At 60.6% G+C, this 18761-nt stretch carries 16 protein-coding genes and 1 pseudogene; 12 read left to right on the forward strand and 5 right to left on the reverse strand.

All coding sequences use genetic code 11. From position 1 onward, the window contains the following. Window positions 1–274, forward strand: a pseudogene (locus VF672_RS24300) (lipid kinase YegS); the annotation flags it as partial. Between the two features lie 146 nt (window positions 275–420). On the opposite strand, the gene VF672_RS24305 reads toward VF672_RS24300, so the two are convergent. Next, window positions 421–921 carry a hypothetical protein gene (locus VF672_RS24305; RefSeq protein ID WP_331107756.1) on the reverse strand — a complete coding sequence of 167 codons (501 nt, stop codon included), beginning with the start codon at window positions 919–921 and terminating at the stop codon, window positions 421–423. A 458-nt stretch (window positions 922–1379) separates the two neighbouring features. On the opposite strand from VF672_RS24305, the gene VF672_RS24310 reads away from it, so the two are divergent. Further along, entirely contained in the window at window positions 1380–2306 is a 927-nt protein-coding gene (locus tag VF672_RS24310; RefSeq protein WP_331107758.1) for a chemotaxis protein CheV, read from the forward strand. A gap of 117 nt (window positions 2307–2423) precedes the next feature. Further along, window positions 2424–3230 carry an MOSC domain-containing protein gene (locus tag VF672_RS24315; protein ID WP_331107760.1) on the forward strand — a complete coding sequence of 269 codons (807 nt, stop codon included), beginning with the start codon at window positions 2424–2426 and terminating at the stop codon, window positions 3228–3230. Between the two features lie 249 nt (window positions 3231–3479). Here VF672_RS24315 and VF672_RS24320 read toward each other — a convergent pair whose 3' ends face one another. Then, window positions 3480–5408: a transglycosylase SLT domain-containing protein gene (locus tag VF672_RS24320; RefSeq protein WP_331107762.1), complete on the reverse strand. Its 1929-nt coding sequence runs from the start codon at window positions 5406–5408 to the stop codon at window positions 3480–3482. A gap of 213 nt (window positions 5409–5621) precedes the next feature. Here VF672_RS24320 and VF672_RS24325 point away from each other — a divergent pair, with 213 nt between their 5' ends. Continuing rightward, window positions 5622–7532, forward strand: a complete 1911-nt coding sequence (locus VF672_RS24325; protein ID WP_331107764.1) for an ATP-binding cassette domain-containing protein — start codon at window positions 5622–5624, stop codon at window positions 7530–7532. An 82-nt stretch (window positions 7533–7614) separates the two neighbouring features. Here the strand turns inward: VF672_RS24325 and VF672_RS24330 are convergent, their stop codons facing one another. After that, window positions 7615–8058, reverse strand: a complete 444-nt coding sequence (locus tag VF672_RS24330) for a universal stress protein (protein WP_331107766.1) — start codon at window positions 8056–8058, stop codon at window positions 7615–7617. 110 nt (window positions 8059–8168) lie between these two features. Here VF672_RS24330 and VF672_RS24335 point away from each other — a divergent pair, with 110 nt between their 5' ends. From VF672_RS24335 to VF672_RS24365, 7 genes are all read left to right on the forward strand, one after another. Then, window positions 8169–8606 (forward strand): hypothetical protein, encoded by a 438-nt coding sequence (locus VF672_RS24335; protein ID WP_331107768.1) that lies wholly within the window; start codon window positions 8169–8171, stop codon window positions 8604–8606. A 568-nt stretch (window positions 8607–9174) separates the two neighbouring features. Then, window positions 9175–11322, forward strand: a complete 2148-nt coding sequence (gene fadB, locus VF672_RS24340) for a fatty acid oxidation complex subunit alpha FadB (RefSeq protein ID WP_331107770.1) — start codon at window positions 9175–9177, stop codon at window positions 11320–11322. Between the two features lie 23 nt (window positions 11323–11345). Next, window positions 11346–12521, forward strand: a complete 1176-nt coding sequence (fadA, locus tag VF672_RS24345) for an acetyl-CoA C-acyltransferase FadA (protein WP_331107772.1) — start codon at window positions 11346–11348, stop codon at window positions 12519–12521. A 101-nt stretch (window positions 12522–12622) separates the two neighbouring features. Further along, window positions 12623–12859: a DUF1653 domain-containing protein gene (locus VF672_RS24350; RefSeq protein WP_331107774.1), complete on the forward strand. Its 237-nt coding sequence runs from the start codon at window positions 12623–12625 to the stop codon at window positions 12857–12859. Window positions 12860–12968: 109 nt separating this feature from the next. Further along, entirely contained in the window at window positions 12969–15572 is a 2604-nt protein-coding gene (gene topA, locus VF672_RS24355; RefSeq protein WP_331107776.1) for a type I DNA topoisomerase, read from the forward strand. A 151-nt stretch (window positions 15573–15723) separates the two neighbouring features. Beyond that, complete coding sequence (locus VF672_RS24360) at window positions 15724–16245, forward strand: DUF6586 family protein (protein WP_331107778.1); 522 nt, start codon at window positions 15724–15726, stop codon at window positions 16243–16245. 75 nt (window positions 16246–16320) lie between these two features. Continuing rightward, window positions 16321–16557, forward strand: a complete 237-nt coding sequence (locus VF672_RS24365) for a hypothetical protein (RefSeq protein ID WP_037011193.1) — start codon at window positions 16321–16323, stop codon at window positions 16555–16557. Between the two features lie 96 nt (window positions 16558–16653). Here VF672_RS24365 and sulA read toward each other — a convergent pair whose 3' ends face one another. Together sulA and lexA are read right to left on the reverse strand one after the other, a co-directional pair. Then, entirely contained in the window at window positions 16654–17157 is a 504-nt protein-coding gene (gene sulA, locus VF672_RS24370; protein WP_331107780.1) for an SOS-induced cell division inhibitor SulA, read from the reverse strand. Between the two features lie 11 nt (window positions 17158–17168). Continuing rightward, the gene (gene lexA / locus VF672_RS24375) at window positions 17169–17777 is read right to left on the reverse strand and encodes a transcriptional repressor LexA (RefSeq protein ID WP_065988571.1); all 609 of its coding nucleotides are present in this window, start codon (window positions 17775–17777) and stop codon (window positions 17169–17171) included. A gap of 229 nt (window positions 17778–18006) precedes the next feature. Between lexA and VF672_RS24380 the strand changes: the two genes are divergently transcribed. Next, the gene (locus VF672_RS24380; RefSeq protein WP_331107784.1) at window positions 18007–18717 is read left to right on the forward strand and encodes a TetR/AcrR family transcriptional regulator; all 711 of its coding nucleotides are present in this window, start codon (window positions 18007–18009) and stop codon (window positions 18715–18717) included. Window positions 18718–18761 lie beyond the last annotated feature (44 nt).

Raw genomic sequence — 18761 nt, forward strand, 5'->3', positions numbered from 1 at the left:
TGACGGGCTGCTGGACGTGAGCATTTTGCCGGCGCCTCAGGAAGTGGTCGGCACCTTGAGGAGCCTGCTTGAAGGCGGCCTGGGTCTGGACAACATGTTCGTCCGCGCGCGCTTGCCGTGGGTGGAGCTCAAATCGGCGCAAGGGCTGACGATCAACCTTGACGGCGAGCCGCTCAGCGGCGAGGCAACGCGTTTCGAGGCGCGAGCGGGAGCACTGCGCGTGCACCTGCCATCGCATTCGCCGTTGCTGGGGCAAACGCGGCAAATCGGCTGATTCGATCAAACACCGGCAGAGCCTTATTAAGCGCTGAAGCGGAACATCGACGGGCATTGATCATTGAAGTTAACGGCCCGCTTAATCGGCTTTGCAAGTCTGGAACGCAAGTGCCAGTTGTTTTGATATGAGCCCCCCTGCGTTCATCAGCCTTCGCGCTGCTCGGAACACTCGGGGGCGAGCACGTCGCGATGTTCGGTTTTGATAGACCAGCCCGGGACGACACCGACGTTGTCTTCCAGTTTGCCGAGCCCGCAATGACTGGCGAACGCGTCCAGCAGCCCGCGCTGTTCGCTGTCGTCGAGCGCCAGCGATCCGGTGTGCGGGTCGATGAGCTCAAGCTGCCAGGCCATCAGCACGAAGCAGTGTTTGAGCGCGGGCAATGCCTTGGGCTGCAACTTGCCGGCAGCGCCGGCGAAGTACAGCAGGTAACGCAATTGCCGGGCGAAGTCCCAGATCCTTTCAACGCCATGGGTGTGCGCCTTGCCCGCGAGTTGTTGCAATGTGGTGAGCAAACATTCCATCGCGTCACCGTCATCGCTGATCAATTCCAGGTGACTGAGGCAATCATCGGCGCGGCACATAAGTGTCTGGGTATCGCTGAGAAACGCTGCGTGCAGCTGCCGCCATTCATTGCCATTCAGCATGTGCCATCTCCACTCTTTTCAAGTTGCGATGTCGGGTCGCGTGGGGCGAGTGGCCCAAGTTAATGTTGAAGGCCCCTAAAAGTATGTAGGGCGTTTCTGATTGTCTCGCCTCGTCGGGCAGGAAAGCGGGCGCACGCGCCGCCTCGCCTGATTCCATACAACGACAAGATGGCCCCACAGTAAGGGCTATTGCAGAGGCGTAACATCAGGTTTGCCCCGATTGCGCTTAGGGATTATCCCTACGGGCAGCTGAGCTGCTGCCGATGCCGCCTGTCTGATTGAGTACATGAGCATCCGCCGTTCGCCGGTCTGCCGGGCGAAGGATGTGCCCATAGCTCCTCCATGATGCTAATGTGACATCACTTGTCCGATGCCTGTCTTTATCCCATTAAGGTCTGTCATGGCGCTGCCGATACAGGGTAGGCGGACTTACTTGAACCCTGCTCCAGGAGCAACAGATGGCTGGCATTCTCGACACAGTAGACCAACGTACACAGCTGGTAGGTGAGAACCGCCTGGAAATCCTCATGTTCCGCCTGGCCGGCCGACAGTTGTTCGCGATCAACGTATTCAAGGTGCAGGAAGTCCTGCAACTGCCCAAGCTGACATTGATGCCTCAGCGTCATCCGTTCGTGTGCGGCGTGGTCAACCTGCGCGGCCAGACCCTGCCGGTGATCGACTTGTCCCAGGCCATCGGCATGCGTCCGCTGGTGCCGGGGCCTTCGAGCACCATCATCGTAACCGAATACAACCGCTCGGTTCAGGCGTTTCTGGTGGGCGGCGTCGACCGCATCGTCAACATGAACTGGGAGGCGATTCTGCCGCCGCCGACCAGTGCCGGGCGTCAGCACTACCTGACCGCCATCAGCAAGGTCGACGACCAGTTGGTGGAGATCATCGACGTGGAGAAAGTCCTCGCCGAGATCGTGCCCTACAGCGCCAAAGTGTCCCGCGACAAGCTCGACGATCCGGTCCTGTCGCGTGCCCATGGTCGCGAAATATTGCTGGTGGACGACTCCAACGTAGCGCTTTCGCAGTTGCGTGACACGCTGGGTCAGCTCGGCGTGAAAATGCACGTCGCCCGCGACGGTTTGAAAGCCTTGAACATGCTCAAGGGCTGGGCCGACACCGGCGAGGTCATGACTGACAAGCTGCTGATGGTCTTCACCGACGCCGAAATGCCGGAAATGGACGGCTACCGCCTGACCACGGAGATCCGTAACGACCCGCGCCTGCGCGGCCTGTACGTCGTGCTGCACACGTCGCTTTCCGGCAGCTTCAACGAATCCATGGTGAAAAAGGTCGGCTGCGATAACTTCCTTTCCAAATTCCAGCCGGACAAGCTGGTCGACGTGGTCCGCGAGCGGCTCATGCTCGACAACTGATCCGGTCCTGTTTCAAGCCCCTTGCTGTATGGAGGGGCTTTTTTGCATCTGTACCGCTTGGTCTGCTGACGTCTCGTATAGAGTGGTGTCTTTCCGCTTCGGCATAAGGACGCGTACATGCTTCACCTCAGCGCACTGTATCGGTACCCCCTCAAATCCTGCATGGCCGAGCCCTTGCAGCAGGCCGCTTTCGACGAACTCGGCATGACCGGGGACCGACGCTGGATGCTCGTCGATGAAGGCAGCGGGCGCTTCTACACCCAGCGTGTTCTGCCGCAGATGTCGCAGTTATCCGTCCTCTGGAATGGCGATGGCGTGACCTTGTCGGCGCCTGGGCTGGGCAGTCTGGATGTGAGGGTTCCGCTGGACAGCGAAGAGACGCTGCGCGGCGTCACCCTCTGGCGCGACAGTTTCCGCGTGCCGGACGCCGGGGAAGAAGCAGCACGCTGGGTCAGCGCCCTGGTGGGCAAGCCGACGCGGCTGGTGCACGTGCCTGCAGCCCGCGCGCGGTGGTTGCCGTCCGGTTACGGGACGGTGGAGGACCGGGTCGGATTCGCTGACGGTTTTCCGCTGTTACTGATCGGGCAGTCATCGCTGGATGACGTCTCGCAGAAGGTCGGGCGTCCGATGGAAATGTTGCGGTTTCGTCCGAACCTCGTGGTCTCGGGATCAGAAGCGTTTGCCGAGGATGGCTGGAAACGGATCCGCATCGGCGACCTGCACATGCGCGTGTTGACCCCATGCTCGCGCTGCATCATGACGACCATCGACCCGGCAACGGGCGAACGCAGTGCTGACCGTGAACCGATGACGACGCTGAAGACGTATCGAGAGCGGGAAGGGAATGTCTGGTTCGGGCAGAACGTGGTGGCTGACGGGGCGGGGGTGGTTGAGGTGGGAATGGAAGTTGAGGTGCTGGAGTAGTTTAGCGCACGGTCTTATGACTTTCCGGTTAAAGCCAGTCCCCCTGGCTGAATGCAGCTCCCCTGTAGGAGCCGGCTTGCTGGCGAACGCGTTGAGTCAGGCGCTGCACTAGCCAATATTTAACCGGGTTCGCCAGCAAGCCGGCTCCTACAGGTGCGTCTGGCCCGCGATTGCGCGGTGCTGCGGGATGATCGCATACACGCCACCGCGCCCGCGGCTGAAACAGACCCCGTTAAATATCAGCAGTCCTTACAAGTCATCAAAAAACCGTTCATGCCAATCCACCAGCGGCTGCGGTGAGTTGAGCTTCTGGCCATAGATCACCGCATACGACAGCACGTTCTGCACATACTGCCGGGTTTCGTCGAACGGAATGCTCTCGACCCAGACGTCGAAGGCCAGGTGATTGGCGCCCCTGAGCCACTGACGGACACGTCCCGGGCCTGCGTTGTACGCCGCCGAGGCGAGTACTCGGTTGCCGTTGAATTGCGCATGGACCTGGCTGAGGTAGGCGGCACCGAGCTGGATGTTTTTGTCCGGGTCGAGCACCTGCGCGGGGGACGCCAACGGGATGCTGAATTTCCGTGCGGTTTCTTTGGCGGTCGCGGGCATCAGCTGCATGAGTCCGCTGGCGCCCACGCCGGAGCGGGCGTCGTCCATGAAAGCGCTTTCCTGGCGCGTGATCGCGAACACCCAGCTTGAATGCAACCCGCGCACCTGTGCCTCGCGCACCAGCGTGTCGCGGTGGGCCATCGGGAAACGGATGTCCAGATCGTCCCAGTACTGCGCCTGGCTGATGGTGCGAATGGCCGGGAAGTACCAGTGCATGTCGTACGCCAGCTTGGCCTGGGCAACCATTTCGTCGCGGCTGAAACGACGGGTAACGTGGTACCACTCGCGACGCCCGTCGACGATCTGCCCACGGTCATAAAACTCCAGCGCGCGGCGCACGCCCGGCGTGTTGCGCACCTTGGTGATGATCGCCTGACTCAGCACCAGCGGCTTGTTATTGAGCATGTACGGCGTCTGGGTGCGGTCGGCGGCCAGGAAGCCATAGAAATCGCGTTCCTTGGCAACCCCTTTGTACAGCCCCGGCAGCAGCGGGCTGTTGGGCTGGGCCAGTTCGAGCGAACGGGCCTGCCAGTAACGCCAGCGGTTGGTGGTGGCGAGGTCCTGGGGCAGGCGACGCGTCAGTTCGTAGGCATCGCTCCAGCGACCCAGTCGCAGCAACAGGCGCAGGCGCCACTCGGTGACGGTGTTGTCACGCAGGTCAGGGTCGTATTTGGTCATGACCTCGAGGGCCCGGCCGTCGTAACTGCGGGCAAGGGTCAGGCCGATTTCCTTGGCGATCTGGACCTGCTCTTCATGGGAAAAATGCAGCATCGGCGCGTAGCTGTCGAGCAGCTCCATGGCCCGCTGCGGGTCCTGTTTGGCAAGGCGCCGCAGGCCCAGACCCACCACATCGGACATGGCCTCGTCGGCCGGCATGAACTGGCCCTGGTTGTTGACCATCTCGGGCTTCTGCGCCACGGCGATCAGCAAGCGGCCTTGCGGCGCAAGGGTGGTCATGCTGTTGACCAGTTGATTGGCCAGCGCGTAGTTGCGCATCTGGGCGGCGAGCTTGGCGCGCTGCCAGCGTTTCTGCTCGGTCAACTGACCTTCAACCGCCCACTGGGTGAAAAACGTATCGCAGGCCGCAGGCAGCGTCTTGCCGGTCATCCAGGTTTTCTCGGCGTTGGCGTAGCCCTCCGAGCGCTGGTTGTGGCTGAGCTGGTAGGAGCCATAAAGGCAGTCGAGCTCGACGAAATTAAGCTTGGGATCGTAATACTTGACGAAGGGCTGCCAGTCACCGCGTGACGCCAACAGCCGCAGCCAGCGCAGCTTCATGTAATTGGCTTGCGGCAGGTCGCCGTGCTCGGCGAAGAACTTCTCGACTTCCTCGTTGCTCGCGCTGTTCAGGCGTGCCGTGAGTTCGTCATAGGCCAGGTACGGCTCGAGGGGGTAATCCGCCAGTGCTGCGGCATAGGTGCGATAGGGGCCACCGTCGCCCTTGGCGAGGGCCCGTTTGGCTTCATCGTAATATTGACGCTGGGTGGTGAGATCGACCGCTTGGACAGACTGGGCAGCGGTGGCCGACAGAAGCAGGCAGGACAAAAGGCTGAAGAAACGACTGCGCATGAGACTTCCGAGCAGATGCATCGTGAAAAGTGCGGCTAGCTTAGCCTGTTGCCCCCGCAGGTTGAAGCGCCGCCTCGCCCGTTGTGATAGATGGAAACAAAGCCAGGCACGCAATCAGCCTGCACCGGGTCCGGACGACGTCCTGTCATCGATTAGCCACCCCTCTGCCGGGCGATCTCAGGTAGAATGCGCCCCCGGTTTTTGGAGAAGCTCATGACCCTGCTCAAATTCAGCGATGTGTCCCTTGCGTTCGGCGCCATGCCGTTGTTGGACAAGGTGTCCTGGCAGATCGCCCGTGGTGAGCGGGTCTGCATCATCGGTCGCAACGGCACCGGCAAGTCCAGCATGTTGAAGCTGGTCAAGGGCATCCAGATGCCCGACGACGGTAATGTCTGGCGCGCGCCGGGCCTGAAGATCGGCGAACTGCCCCAGGAGTTGCCGGTCGCCGATGGCCGTACGGTGTTCGACGTCGTCGCCGAAGGCCTTGACGGCGTGGGCGAGCTGCTCGCCCAGTACCACCATCTGAGCCAGAACATCGTCACTGCCGAAGACCTCGACAAGCTGATGCACGTGCAGTCGGACCTCGAAGCCCGTGACGGCTGGCGCCTGCAGCAGTTGGTCGACAGCACCCTCAGCCGTCTGCAGCTGCCTGCCGACAAGACCCTCGCCGAACTCTCCGGCGGCTGGCGTCGCCGGGTGCTCCTCGCCCAGGCGCTGGTTTCCGAGCCTGACCTGCTGATGCTCGACGAACCGACCAACCACCTGGACATCGGCGCGATCGCCTGGCTTGAAGAAGCGTTGAAGGAATTCCAGGGCGCGGTGTTGTTCATCACTCACGACCGTTCATTCTTGCAGAACCTTGCCACGCGCATTCTTGAGCTCGACCGTGGCGGCCTGATCGACTGGAACGGCGACTACGCCAGCTTCCTGGTGCACAAGGAAGCCATGCTGGCGGCCGAAGAAACCGCCAACGCGCTGTTCGACAAGCGCCTGGCCCAGGAAGAAGTGTGGATCCGTCAGGGCATCAAGGCCCGTCGTACCCGTAACGAAGGTCGCGTACGCGCCCTGAAGGCGTTGCGCGTTGAACGCAGCGATCGCCGTGAACGCACCGGCAAGGCCAACATCCAGCTCGACACGGCGGACAAATCCGGCAAGCAGGTCATGGTGCTCGATAACGTCAGCTTCGCTCACCCGGGTGGCCCGATGCTGATCAAGGACTTCTCCATGGTTCTGCAGCGCGAGGACCGCATCGGTCTGCTCGGCGCCAACGGTACCGGCAAAACCACGCTGCTCAAGCTGATGCTGGACAACCTTCAGCCCACCAGCGGCAAGGTGGAAGTCGGCACCCGTCTGGACGTCGCCTACTTCGACCAGCTGCGTCACCAGCTCGATCTGGAAAAGACCGTGATCGACAACGTGGCCGAAGGCCGCGATTTCATCGACATCGACGGCCAAAGCCGCCATGTCCTCAGCTACCTGGGCGATTTCCTGTTCAGCCCGCAGCGGGCTCGCACGCCGGTCAAGGCGTTGTCGGGCGGTGAGCGCGCGCGGCTGCTGCTGGCGAAACTGTTCAGCAAGCCGGCCAACCTGCTGGTGCTCGACGAACCGACCAACGATCTGGACGTCGAGACCCTCGAGTTGCTTGAAGAAGTGCTGTTGACCTTCAAGGGCACCGTGTTGATGGTCAGCCACGACCGGGCATTCCTCGACAACGTCGTTACCAGCACCCTGGTGTTCGAAGGCGAGGGCAAGGTTCGCGAATTCGTCGGCGGTTATCAGGACTGGATTCGTCAGGGCGGCTCGCCGCGTCTGCTGGGCGTCACTGACAGCAAATCCGGCAAGTCCGAGCTGGCCACTGCCGTGGTGCAGGCGGCGCCCGTTGCCGCCGCAGAAATGCCGGTCGCCAAGAAGAAGCTCAGCTACAAGCTGCAACGTGAGCTGGAAGCCCTGCCTGCGCAGATCGACAGCGTCGAAGCACAAATGGCTGCCCTCAGCGCTGAAATGGCCGAGGCCGGCTTTTATCAGCGTCCTGCCGAGCAGACCACTGCCGTGATGGCCCAGCTGGAAAGCCTGCAAGGCGAGCTTGACGCGCTGCTTGAGCGTTGGGCCGAGCTGGATGAGTGATCGGTAGCGTTTTGTAACTATCGACCGCAATAAAAAAGCCCGGTCCTCTTTCAGGGGCCGGGCTTTTGTTTGCGAGGCTGGATCAGTCGACGCGCTTGACCAGTCGCACGGCCAGCACGTCACACGGCGCGCCGTGCAGCACGTCATTGGCAGTCGAACCGAGCAGCAGCGACAGGCCATGACGGCCGTGGCTGCCGACAACGATCAGGTCAACCCGGTGCTCCTTCGCCAGGTTGTGGATCTCCTGCCGTGGCTGGCCGTAGGTCAGATGACTGTCGCCGGTTTTTACGTCAGGGTATTTCAGTTTCAGCGCTTCCAGTTTTTCCTTGGCTTGATCGAACTGCTGTTGCTGCAGCTGCGACAGGTCCATGGGGACATCACCGCCGAAGGCCATGGCCATGGGTTCGACGATGTGTACCAGCGAAAGCTTGGAGCCACCAGCCAGGGCCAGCGCCATGGCTTTTTTGATGACCGGATCGCACTCTTCAGTGAGGTCCACGGCTACCAGGATATGTTCATAGGACATGGGGTGTTCCTTCTGAGGTTTGCGATGGTATTGATTATGGCTCTTTTCACGCGCCTCTGGCACGCCGATGTGGTCCGTTTGCCGCTACCCGCGGCGGGGGGCATACAGATATGACGGTGTGGATAGTTCTGTCAATCATTGCGGTGGTTTTAAGTCCTCTGGTCTGGTTGCGCCCCTCGCGCGCGCAGAGCGGAAGAATGGCCATGCGCATGCAGGCGAGGCGCATGGGCCTGGCCATGCAGCTGATCCCCCAGGAGTGGCCGCACTGGCTGCCCACCGAGCCGCCGAGTCCTTGCCCGCAGTATCACCGGCCGCGTACCGCGCGCGAGCCTGATGCGTGGGTGTATTGGCAGACGGAGCCGGGCGTGTGGGTCAACCAATGGCGCGAGCCGTGTGAGGATCCACGCTTGCTCGAGCAGTTCATGACGCTGCCGGCCGATGTCTACAAAGTCGAGGCGGGCAAACAGCTGATCGCGGTGTACTGGGCCGAGCGCGGCGAGCCCGAAGTCTTGCAGCGGCTTGCAGCCGTGCTGAAGGCCCTCGCGTAACCCCGCCGGTGCCCGAATCGCGCGCATTAAAAAGCCCGATAACAACATCGGGCCGGGGTTGGCCAGGCAGGCCGTAATTCATGTGCGATGCGGCGGGCCGCCGCGACGGTGGTCAACGTGGCAGTGAACCGTCGTTCCGATGACCCGTCTTGATGCGCCGTGCGCTGAATGTAGACCTTAATGGTGCATTTGTCTGCCGTGGGCCCACTTTTTATTCCTTCCCTGTATGCGGTTCCCGGCGAACACGATTATTCCGTCTACGTTTAGCGTCGGGCGATCATCGCCTTGAATGGCCGTCTATCAGGCGCGCTTTTTACCTGCGATTTGCCGGTTTTGCCCGCTGTCTGCCGAATTGACAATTGCGGGAATATGGCAGAAGGTAGCCGCACCCAAATCAAACGGGCGTATGAATTGAGCGTTTGCCGCAAGAACGTTCCTACAGACGCTCGAATCGCGTCGCCGGGGTGACTGGTGTCTGGTGTTTCGGCTCGATGGCAACGTCGTGCACTGCGCCGGATCTCAGCGTCTGACGCGTATTGTTCAGCTTCCATATCGTGGAGATCAGTTGATGATTTACGAAGGTAAAGCCATCACGGTTAAGGCTCTTGAAAGTGGCATCGTCGAATTGCAGTTCGACCTCAAGGGTGAGTCCGTCAACAAGTTCAATCGTCTCACCCTCAACGACCTGAGTCAGGCCATCGAAGCCATCAAGGCCGACAGCTCGATCAAGGGCGTCATCGTTACCAGCGGCAAGGACGTGTTCATCGTCGGCGCCGACATCACCGAATTCGTCGATAACTTCAAGCTGCCGGACGCGGAACTCGTCGCCGGCAACCTCGAAGCCAACAAGATCTTCAGTGCGTTCGAAGACCTCAACGTGCCTACCCTCGCTGCCATCAACGGCATCGCGCTGGGCGGCGGTCTGGAAATGTGCCTGGCCGCGGACTTCCGCGTGATGTCCGCCACCGCCAAAGTCGGCTTGCCAGAAGTCAAACTGGGCATCTACCCGGGCTTCGGCGGTACGGTCCGTTTGCCACGCCTGATCGGCGTCGACAATGCGGTCGAGTGGATCGCCTCGGGCAAGGACAACAGCGCCGAAGACGCACTGAAAGTGGGCGCCGTCGATGCTGTCGTCGCTCCGGGCAAACTGCAGGAAGCCGCTCTGGACCTGATCAAGCGCGCCATTTCGGGCGAGTTCGATTTCAAGGCCAGGCGTCAGCCGAAGCTGGACAAGCTCAAGCTCAACGCCATCGAGCAAATGATGGCGTTCGAAACCGCCAAGGGTTTTGTGGCAGGCCAGGCCGGCCCGAACTACCCGGCACCGGTCGAAGCGATCAAAACCATCCAGAAAGCCGCCAATTTCGGTCGCGATAAAGCGCTGGAAGTGGAAGCGGCCGGTTTCGTGAAAATGGCCAAGACCTCGGCCGCCGCGAGCCTGATCGGTCTGTTCCTCAATGACCAGGAGCTGAAAAAGAAGGCCAAGGTCTACGACGAAGTCGCCAAGGACGTGAAGCAGGCGGCCGTGCTGGGCGCCGGCATCATGGGCGGTGGCATCGCCTATCAGTCGGCGGTCAAAGGCACGCCGATCCTGATGAAGGACATCCGCGAGGAGGCCATCGCGCTGGGCCTGGGCGAAGCGTCGAAGCTGCTGGGCAAGCGCGTTGAAAAAGGCCGCCTGACCACCGCAAAAATGGCCGAAGCACTCAATGCGATCCGACCTACGCTGTCCTACGGCGATTTTGGCACCGTCGACCTTGTTGTCGAAGCGGTTGTCGAAAACCCGAAGGTCAAGCAGGCGGTATTGGCCGAGGTCGAAGGGCAGGTGGGTGAAGACACCATTCTGGCTTCCAACACATCGACGATCTCCATCAGCTTGCTGGCCAAAGCCCTCAAGCGTCCGGAGAACTTCGTCGGCATGCACTTCTTCAACCCGGTGCACATGATGCCGCTGGTTGAAGTCATTCGCGGCGAGAAGTCCAGCGAAGTCGCCGTTGCGACCACCGTGGCCTACGCCAAGAAGATGGGCAAGAACCCGATCGTGGTCAACGACTGCCCGGGCTTTTTGGTCAACCGCATTCTGTTCCCGTACTTCGGCGGCTTCGCCAAGCTGGTCAGCGCCGGTGTGGATTTCGTGCGCATCGACAAAGTGATGGAAAAATTCGGCTGGCCCATGGGCCCGGCGTACCTGATGGACGTGGTCGGCATCGACACCGGCCACCATGGCCGCGATGTCATGGCTGAAGGTTTCCCGGACCGCATGAAAGACGATCGCCGCACGGCTGTCGACGCGCTGTACGACGCCAATCGCCTTGGCCAGAAGAACGGCAAGGGTTTCTACGTCTACGAGACCGACAAGCAGGGCAAGCCGAAGAAAGTGGTCGACGCTTCCGTGCTGGAAGTGCTCAAGCCGGTGATCTACGAGCAGCGTGAAGTCAGCGACGAGGACATCATCAACTGGATGATGATTCCGCTGTGCCTGGAGACGGTGCGTTGCCTGGAAGACGGCATTGTCGACACCGCCGCCGAGGCCGACATGGGCCTGATCTACGGCATCGGTTTCCCTCCGTTCCGAGGCGGTGCGCTGCGTTACATCGACTCGATCGGTGTCGCTGAATTCGTTGCCCTGGCTGACCAATACGCTGATCTGGGCGCTCTGTACCACCCCACTGCGAAGCTGCGTGAAATGGCCAAAACCGGCCAACGCTTCTTCGGCTAAGTGCCCAACGAACAGGTGAAGATATGAGCTTGAATCCGAGAGACGTCGTGATCGTCGACTTCGGTCGCACACCGATGGGCCGCTCCAAGGGTGGCATGCACCGCAATACCCGCGCCGAAGACATGTCGGCGCACCTGATCAGCAAATTGCTCGAGCGCAACAACAAGGTCGACCCGGCGGAAGTCGAGGACGTCATCTGGGGCTGCGTCAACCAGACCCTGGAGCAGGGCTGGAACATCGCGCGCATGGCGTCGCTGATGACGCAGATCCCGCACACCTCGGCCGCGCAGACGGTCAGCCGTCTGTGTGGATCGTCCATGAGTGCCTTGCACACGGCGGCGCAGGCCATCATGAGCAACAACGGTGACGTCTTTGTCATCGGCGGTGTCGAGCACATGGGCCACGTCGGCATGATGCACGGTGTAGACCCTAACCCGCACATGTCGCTATACGCCGCAAAAGCCTCCGGCATGATGGGCCTGACTGCCGAAATGCTGGGCAAGATGCACGGCATCACCCGTGAAGCGCAGGATGCTTTCGGTGTGCGCTCGCACCGACTGGCCCATCAGGCCACGCTGGAAGGGAAGTTCAAGGACGAGATCATCCCGATGCAGGGCTATGATGAGAACGGCTTCCTGAAGATGTTTGACTTCGACGAGACCATTCGTCCGGAGACGACGCTGGAAAGCCTCGCAGCTCTCAAGCCTGCGTTCAACCCGAAAGGCGGTACGGTTACGGCCGGCACATCGTCGCAGATCACTGACGGCGCCTCCTGCATGATCGTCATGTCCGGCCAGCGTGCCATGGACCTCGGCATCCAGCCGCTGGCGGTGATCCGCTCGATGGCGGTGGCCGGTGTCGACCCGGCTATCATGGGCTACGGACCGGTTCCGGCGACCCAGAAAGCACTCAAGCGCGCAGGGCTGAGCATCGCCGATATCGACTACTTCGAGCTCAACGAAGCGTTCGCTGCACAAGCTTTGCCGGTGCTGAAAGATTTGAAAGTGCTCGACAAGATGGACCAGAAGGTTAACCTGCACGGCGGCGCCATTGCCTTGGGGCACCCTTTCGGTTGCTCGGGGGCGCGGATTTCCGGCACCTTGCTCAACGTGATGAAGCAGAATGGCGGCACCCTCGGTGTTGCCACCATGTGCATCGGTCTGGGTCAGGGCATTACCACCGTGTTCGAACGCGTCTAAACGGTGTCATTGTGCGAGCCGGGGCCAGGTGCCCCGGCTTTTGTTTTTTTCAGAAATGTATTTTCGACACTTTTTTTCTGGTCACACCGAGGTCTCAACCCATGCCGTTACAGCCAGGTCTCTACCGTCACTATAAAGGCCCCGAATACCGTGTTTTCGGTGTCGCGCGGCACTCGGAGACTGATGAAGAAGTGGTCTTTTATCAGGCGTTGTATGGCGAATACGGCCTGTGGGTGCGCCCTTTGAGCATGTTTCTACAGTCAGTTGAGGTTGACGGCGAGCACGTGCCGCGCTTTGCTCTGGTTCAGGCCGAACCGGGTCTTTTTACCCGGCCTTGAGGCGTGACCTTGCAGTAGCCATTGCTTGACCTCACCTTTCAGCCACTATATATAGCGGGGCCCCGACGGCTCCGACGTCTTTTTTCTCGCATTAGGAATTTTCCGATCCATGGGCAAATCGCTGGTCATTGTGGAATCCCCGGCTAAGGCCAAGACCATCAACAAGTACCTGGGCAGCCAGTACGTGGTGAAGTCGAGTATCGGCCATATCCGAGACCTGCCCACCAGCGGTTCGGCTAGCGCCTCCAAAGAGCCTGCTGCCAAGCGCGGCAAGACCGCGGCCGAAGCGCCCGCGCTGTCGCCCAAGGAAAAGGCCAAGCGCCAGCTCGTGTCGCGCATGGGTGTTGACCCCGAGCACGGCTGGAAAGCCAAGTACGAAATCCTGCCGGGCAAAGAGAAAGTGATCGACGAGTTGCGCCGCCTGGCCAAAGACGCCGACACCATCTATCTCGCGACGGACTTGGACCGCGAAGGGGAAGCCATTGCCTGGCACCTGCGCGAAGCCATTGGCGGCGACGACGCGCGTTACAAGCGAGTCGTGTTCAACGAGATCACCAAAAAAGCCATCCAGGAAGCCTTCTCCAAGCCGGGCGAACTCGACATCGACCGCGTGAATGCCCAGCAGGCACGCCGGTTCCTCGACCGCGTCGTCGGCTACATGGTGTCGCCGCTGCTGTGGCAGAAGATCGCTCGCGGTCTGTCGGCCGGTCGTGTGCAGTCGGTGGCGGTGAAGCTGGTGGTGGAGCGCGAGCGTGAGATTCGCGCGTTCATCCCGGAAGAGTACTGGGAGATCCACGCGGACCTGGGCACCGCCAAAGGCGCCAACGTCCGCTTTGAGGTCGCACGGGAAAAAGGTGAAGCCTTCAAGCCGCTGAATGAAGCGACCGCCATGGCGGCGCTGGAGAAGCTCAAGGCCTCGGCCTACAGCATCAGCAAGCGTGAAGACAAACCGACCAGCAGCAAGCCATCGGCACCGTTCATCACCTCCACGCTGCAGCAGGCCGCGAGCAACCGCCTGGGCTACGGCGTGAAGAAAACCATGATGATGGCCCAGCGTCTGTACGAAGCCGGTTACATCACCTACATGCGTACGGACTCGACCAACCTGTCGGCCGACGCAGTGGCCATGGCCCGCACTTACATCGAAACCGAGTTCGGCAAGAAGTACCTGCCGGAATCGCCGATCGTGTACAGCAGCAAGGAAGGCGCTCAAGAGGCTCACGAAGCGATTCGTCCCTCCGACGTCAATACCCACCCGAGCAAGCTGACCGGCATGGAACGCGACGCCGAGCGTCTGTACGAGCTGATCTGGCGCCAGTTCGTGGCCTGCCAGATGCCGCCTGCGCAATACCTGTCGACCACTGTCAGCGTAGCGGCTGGCGATTTCGAGCTGCGCGCCAAAGGCCGCATCCTGAAGTTCGACGGTTACACCCGCGTGCTGCCACAGATGAGCAAGCCGGGCGATGACGACGTGCTGCCGGACATGGCGCAGGGCGACAAGCTTAAGCTGCTCAAGCTCGACCCGAGCCAGCATTTCACCAAGCCGCCTGCGCGTTATTCGGAAGCGAGCCTGGTCAAGGAAATGGAGAAACGCGGTATCGGTCGTCCATCGACCTACGCGGCGATCATCTCGACGATTCAGGACCGCGGCTACGTGGCGCTGCACAACCGTCGCTTCTACTCGGAAAAGATGGGCGATATCGTCACTGAGCGTTTGTCCGAAAGCTTCTCGAACCTGATGGACTACGGTTTCACTGCAGCCATGGAAGAGAACCTCGACGACGTGGCCCAGGGGCAGCGCGACTGGAAGAACGTGCTCGACGAGTTCTACGGCGACTTCAAAAAGAAACTCGAAGTGGCCGAAGCCCCCGACAGCGGCATGCGCTCCAATCAGCCGGTCATGACCGACATCCCGTGCAAGGTCTGCGGCCGCCCGATGCAGATTCGTACTGCGTCCACCGGCGTCTTCCTCGGCTGCTCGGGCTACAGTCTGCCGCCCAAAGAGCGCTGCAAGGCCACGGTTAACCTAACGCCAGGCGACGAGATCGCCGACGACGACGAGGGCGAGTCCGAATCGCGTGTGTTGCGTGGCAAGCACCGTTGCCCGATCTGCAGCACCGCCATGGATGCTTACCTGCTGGATGAGAAGCACAAGCTGCACATCTGCGGTAACAACCCGGATTGTTCGGGTTACGAGATCGAAGAGGGCACGTACCGCATCAAGGGCTACGAAGGTCCGAGCGTGGAGTGCGACAAGTGCGGCGGTGAAATGCAGCTCAAGACGGGCCGTTTCGGCAAGTTCTTTGGCTGCACAAACTGCAAGAACACTCGCAAGCTGCTGAAGAGTGGTGAGGCGGCGCCGCCGAAGATGGACCCGGTGAAGATGCCGGAACTCAAGTGCGAGAAAGTCGACGACACCTATATCCTGCGCGACGGTGCCTCGGGACTGTTCCTGGCCGCGAGCCAGTTCCCGAAAAACCGTGAAACCCGTGCCCCGCTGGTCATGGAAATCGCGCCGCACAAGGACGAAATCGATCCGAAGTATCACTTCTTGTGTGATGCGCCAAAGAAGGACCCTGACGGTCGTCCGGCGGTCATCCGCTACAGCCGCAAGTCCAAGGAGCAGTACGTGCAGACCGAAGTGGACGGCAAGCCGACCGGCTGGCGTGCCTTCTACGACGGCGGCAAATGGAAGGTGGAAGACAAGCGTTAAGCGTTTGAGCTCGATCCGACTGGTCAGCCCGGACGCTTTGCGTTAAAACAATCCCTCGGGGTGCTCGCGCGCTCCGGGGGATTTTTTTGTCTGCGGTTGACCGGCAGCATGCACCCTGGCCATTCGATCAATTTCTACAGAGGCCGCCGTTATGGCTCACGAACTCTATACCCGCACCAACCAGAAGATCTTTTTTGCAGGCCTGGCGCTGGAAGCGATGGCGAAAGCCAGGGACAGCCAGGCGATGAACGCCCAAGGGCTTGAACAGGCGGAGCGTGAGTCGGCAATCTTCCATCTTTATGGCGCGTTGCTCGGGCTGTGCCACGAAATAGCAGGCTACTATCGGCTGCCACAGGCGAGTACCCCGCGCGCCGAGGACCTGCTGTCTCCAAAGGTACTGGAAGCTATCGCGATCCCCGAAATGGGTGAGTTGGTCGAACTCGCCCAGCACCGCGAAACCTGGCTGGCGCAGTTGCTGGCCTCGTACCACGCGCTGTTCATGCCGCCGAGCGCGCCCCGTAAACCCAAGGGCGACGTGACTCAACCCCTCATCATTTCGGTGGGAGCGCAGGAGGAGCCTGAGGAGGTATTGACGCGCGAGGAGATGGAAAGCTGGCGTCAGCAGCTCAAAGGCCTGGCAATCCGGTTCAGAGAAGGCCTCAGCGAGTGCTGATGCGGAATGATCGATGGGCTAGGGACTGAGTCATCTGGCTGTTACAATGCCGGCCTTTCGTGGAGAACTGCCCTGATGCCAACTTCGTTTCTGGAAATAGTTGAACTGCCCGACGGCCGCATCGAGTTGCGCCGCGCCGAAGATGAAGGATCGCTCGTGACCCTGAATTTTTCGGAAGACGCCAAGGCGTTCTTGCAGGGTCAGCACGTCGAGGTCGCCAAGGCGATGCTCAGCGTTGGCGTACAAATGGCGGGTCGTCTGGCCGAAGGCGAACTGACCAAGGATGAAGAAGGGCCGCGCGTGTTGCATTGATGCTCGCGCCGGGACCTCTTTCACTCGCAATGCCGCTTCCCGATTCGCAAGAAGCATTTGTTCGATATAAATACCCTGAACAGATTTTGGATGTGCTCAGCCCAGACGAATGTTGAGGCTTTGCGCATCGCCGATGCGTGCTGCGCCAGCCAGTTGCTGGCGAGCACTGCTTGAAATCGGGTTGATCCAGCTGACGACCGTATGGCTGCGACCCAGTCGAAGGACCTCTCGCGTGAGCTCCAGCGCGCTTTGCGTGCCGCGCGGGTGCATCAGAATAATACGCTCCCTGTTCAACCCCGCATCACGCAGCCACGCCTGGGTCACACTGGTCGGCGGTGCGATCAGCGTCAGCCAGCGATCATGGGTGTCTTCACTCAACTCACGCAGGATCGGTGCGAGCAGGTTGAGACAATTCCCGGCAGCGCCGCGCAATGACAATTCACTAAAGACTTCTCGTTCGTTGCTCCATGGCGACTCGGCACGTTCTGCCCGTGTCGGGACCTGCAGCAGCGGGACGTCGAGCATCGGCACGCCGGGCACCATGAATGCTTCGAACAGTGGCAGTTGTGCATGTTGTTGCGGTGTCTGTGGGAACTGCATCTGTGTTCTCCTTATCGACGTATCACGCCGACGCTCAAGCCTTCAATGACAAGATCCTGATCTTTGAGATTCACTTCGATCGGTGCGAAGTCAGCGTTCTCGGCCAGAAGCCAGACCTTGTTGCCTTCGCGCTTGAAGCGCTTGACGGTCACTTCGTCACCGATTCGCGCCACAACGATCTGGCCGTTGCGTGCTTCCCGGGTGGTGTGAACGGCCAGCAGGTCGCCGTCGAGAATGCCGACGTCTTTCATGCTCATGCCGTGTACCCGCAGCAGGTAATCCGCGCTTGGGTGGAAGAAGGCCGGATTGATCGCGAGGGATTCTTCAATGTGCTGCTGGGCAAGGATGGGGGCGCCTGCGGCGACGCGGCCGATGATCGGCAAGCCGCTGTCATCGGGTTTGGCTTCGAAGCCGGGGATACGAATGCCACGGGAGGCGCCCGGGGTCATTTCGATGGCGCCTTTGCGGGCGAGTGCTTTTAAATGTTCTTCGGCGGCGTTGGGCGATTTGAAGCCCAGTTCCTGAGCGATTTCGGCGCGCGTCGGCGGATAGCCGTTGTCTTCGAGGCAACGCTTGATGAAGTCCAGAATCTCGGCTTGGCGTGACGTCAGTTTGATCATGTGCATCGCTCTGGCTTTTTATACAGTGACTGGGATTATATACAGTGCTTGCGTCTTGGCAATGCTCCTTTTCGTCACGCGTGGGGACACCCTTCGGCGTGGGTGGCTACAGGCCCCGGTTTATATGGTTAAATGGCCATGACTGGCGGGGCAGAAAGCAGACGCTCAGGGTTGACAGTGCGTTGCGTGAAACGTATGTTTCAAACAAGTGTTTGTCAGGCGTGGAACCATGGCTCAGTCGGAAACAGTTGAACGAATTCTCGATGCAGCGGAGCAGCTGTTCGCTGAGAAAGGTTTTGCCGAAACCTCGTTGCGGCTGATCACCAGCAAGGCGTCGGTCAACCTGGCGGCGGTGAATTACCACTTCGGTTCGAAGAAAGCCCTTATCCAGGCAGTCTTCTCCCGATTCCTGGGGCCTTTTTGCGTGAGCCTCGACCGTGAGCTGGAGCGTCGGCAGGCCAGGCCCGACCACAAGCCCACACTCGAGGAGCTGCTTGAAATACTTGTCGAGCAGGCGCTGGTCGTTCAGCCGCGTAGCGGCAATGACCTGTCCATCTTCATGCGCCTGCTGGGCCTGGCGTTCAGTCAGAGCCAGGGCCACTTGCGTCGTTATCTCGAGGACATGTACGGCAAGGTCTTCCGCCGTTACATGCTCCTGGTCAACGAGGCGGCCCCGCGCATTCCCCCCATCGAGCTGTTCTGGCGGGTCCATTTCATGTTGGGCGCGGCCGCCTTCAGCATGTCTGGCATCAAGGCACTGCGCGCCATCGCGGAGACCGATTTTGGCATTAATACGTCCATTGAGCAGGTCATGCGCCTGATGGTGCCGTTTCTGGCGGCAGGCATGCGCGCCGAAACAGGCGTCACCGACACCGCCATGCTCACCGCGCAACTTCGGCCGCGGACCAAGACCTCGACGCCGGTGCCTGCCAAGGCTTGATGCGCCTTGCCGGCGCGTTGTCGCGCAATTTGCATCACACCCTT

The organism is Pseudomonas sp., from assembly GCF_036387035.1.
Taxonomy (GTDB): Bacteria; Pseudomonadota; Gammaproteobacteria; order Pseudomonadales; family Pseudomonadaceae; genus Aquipseudomonas.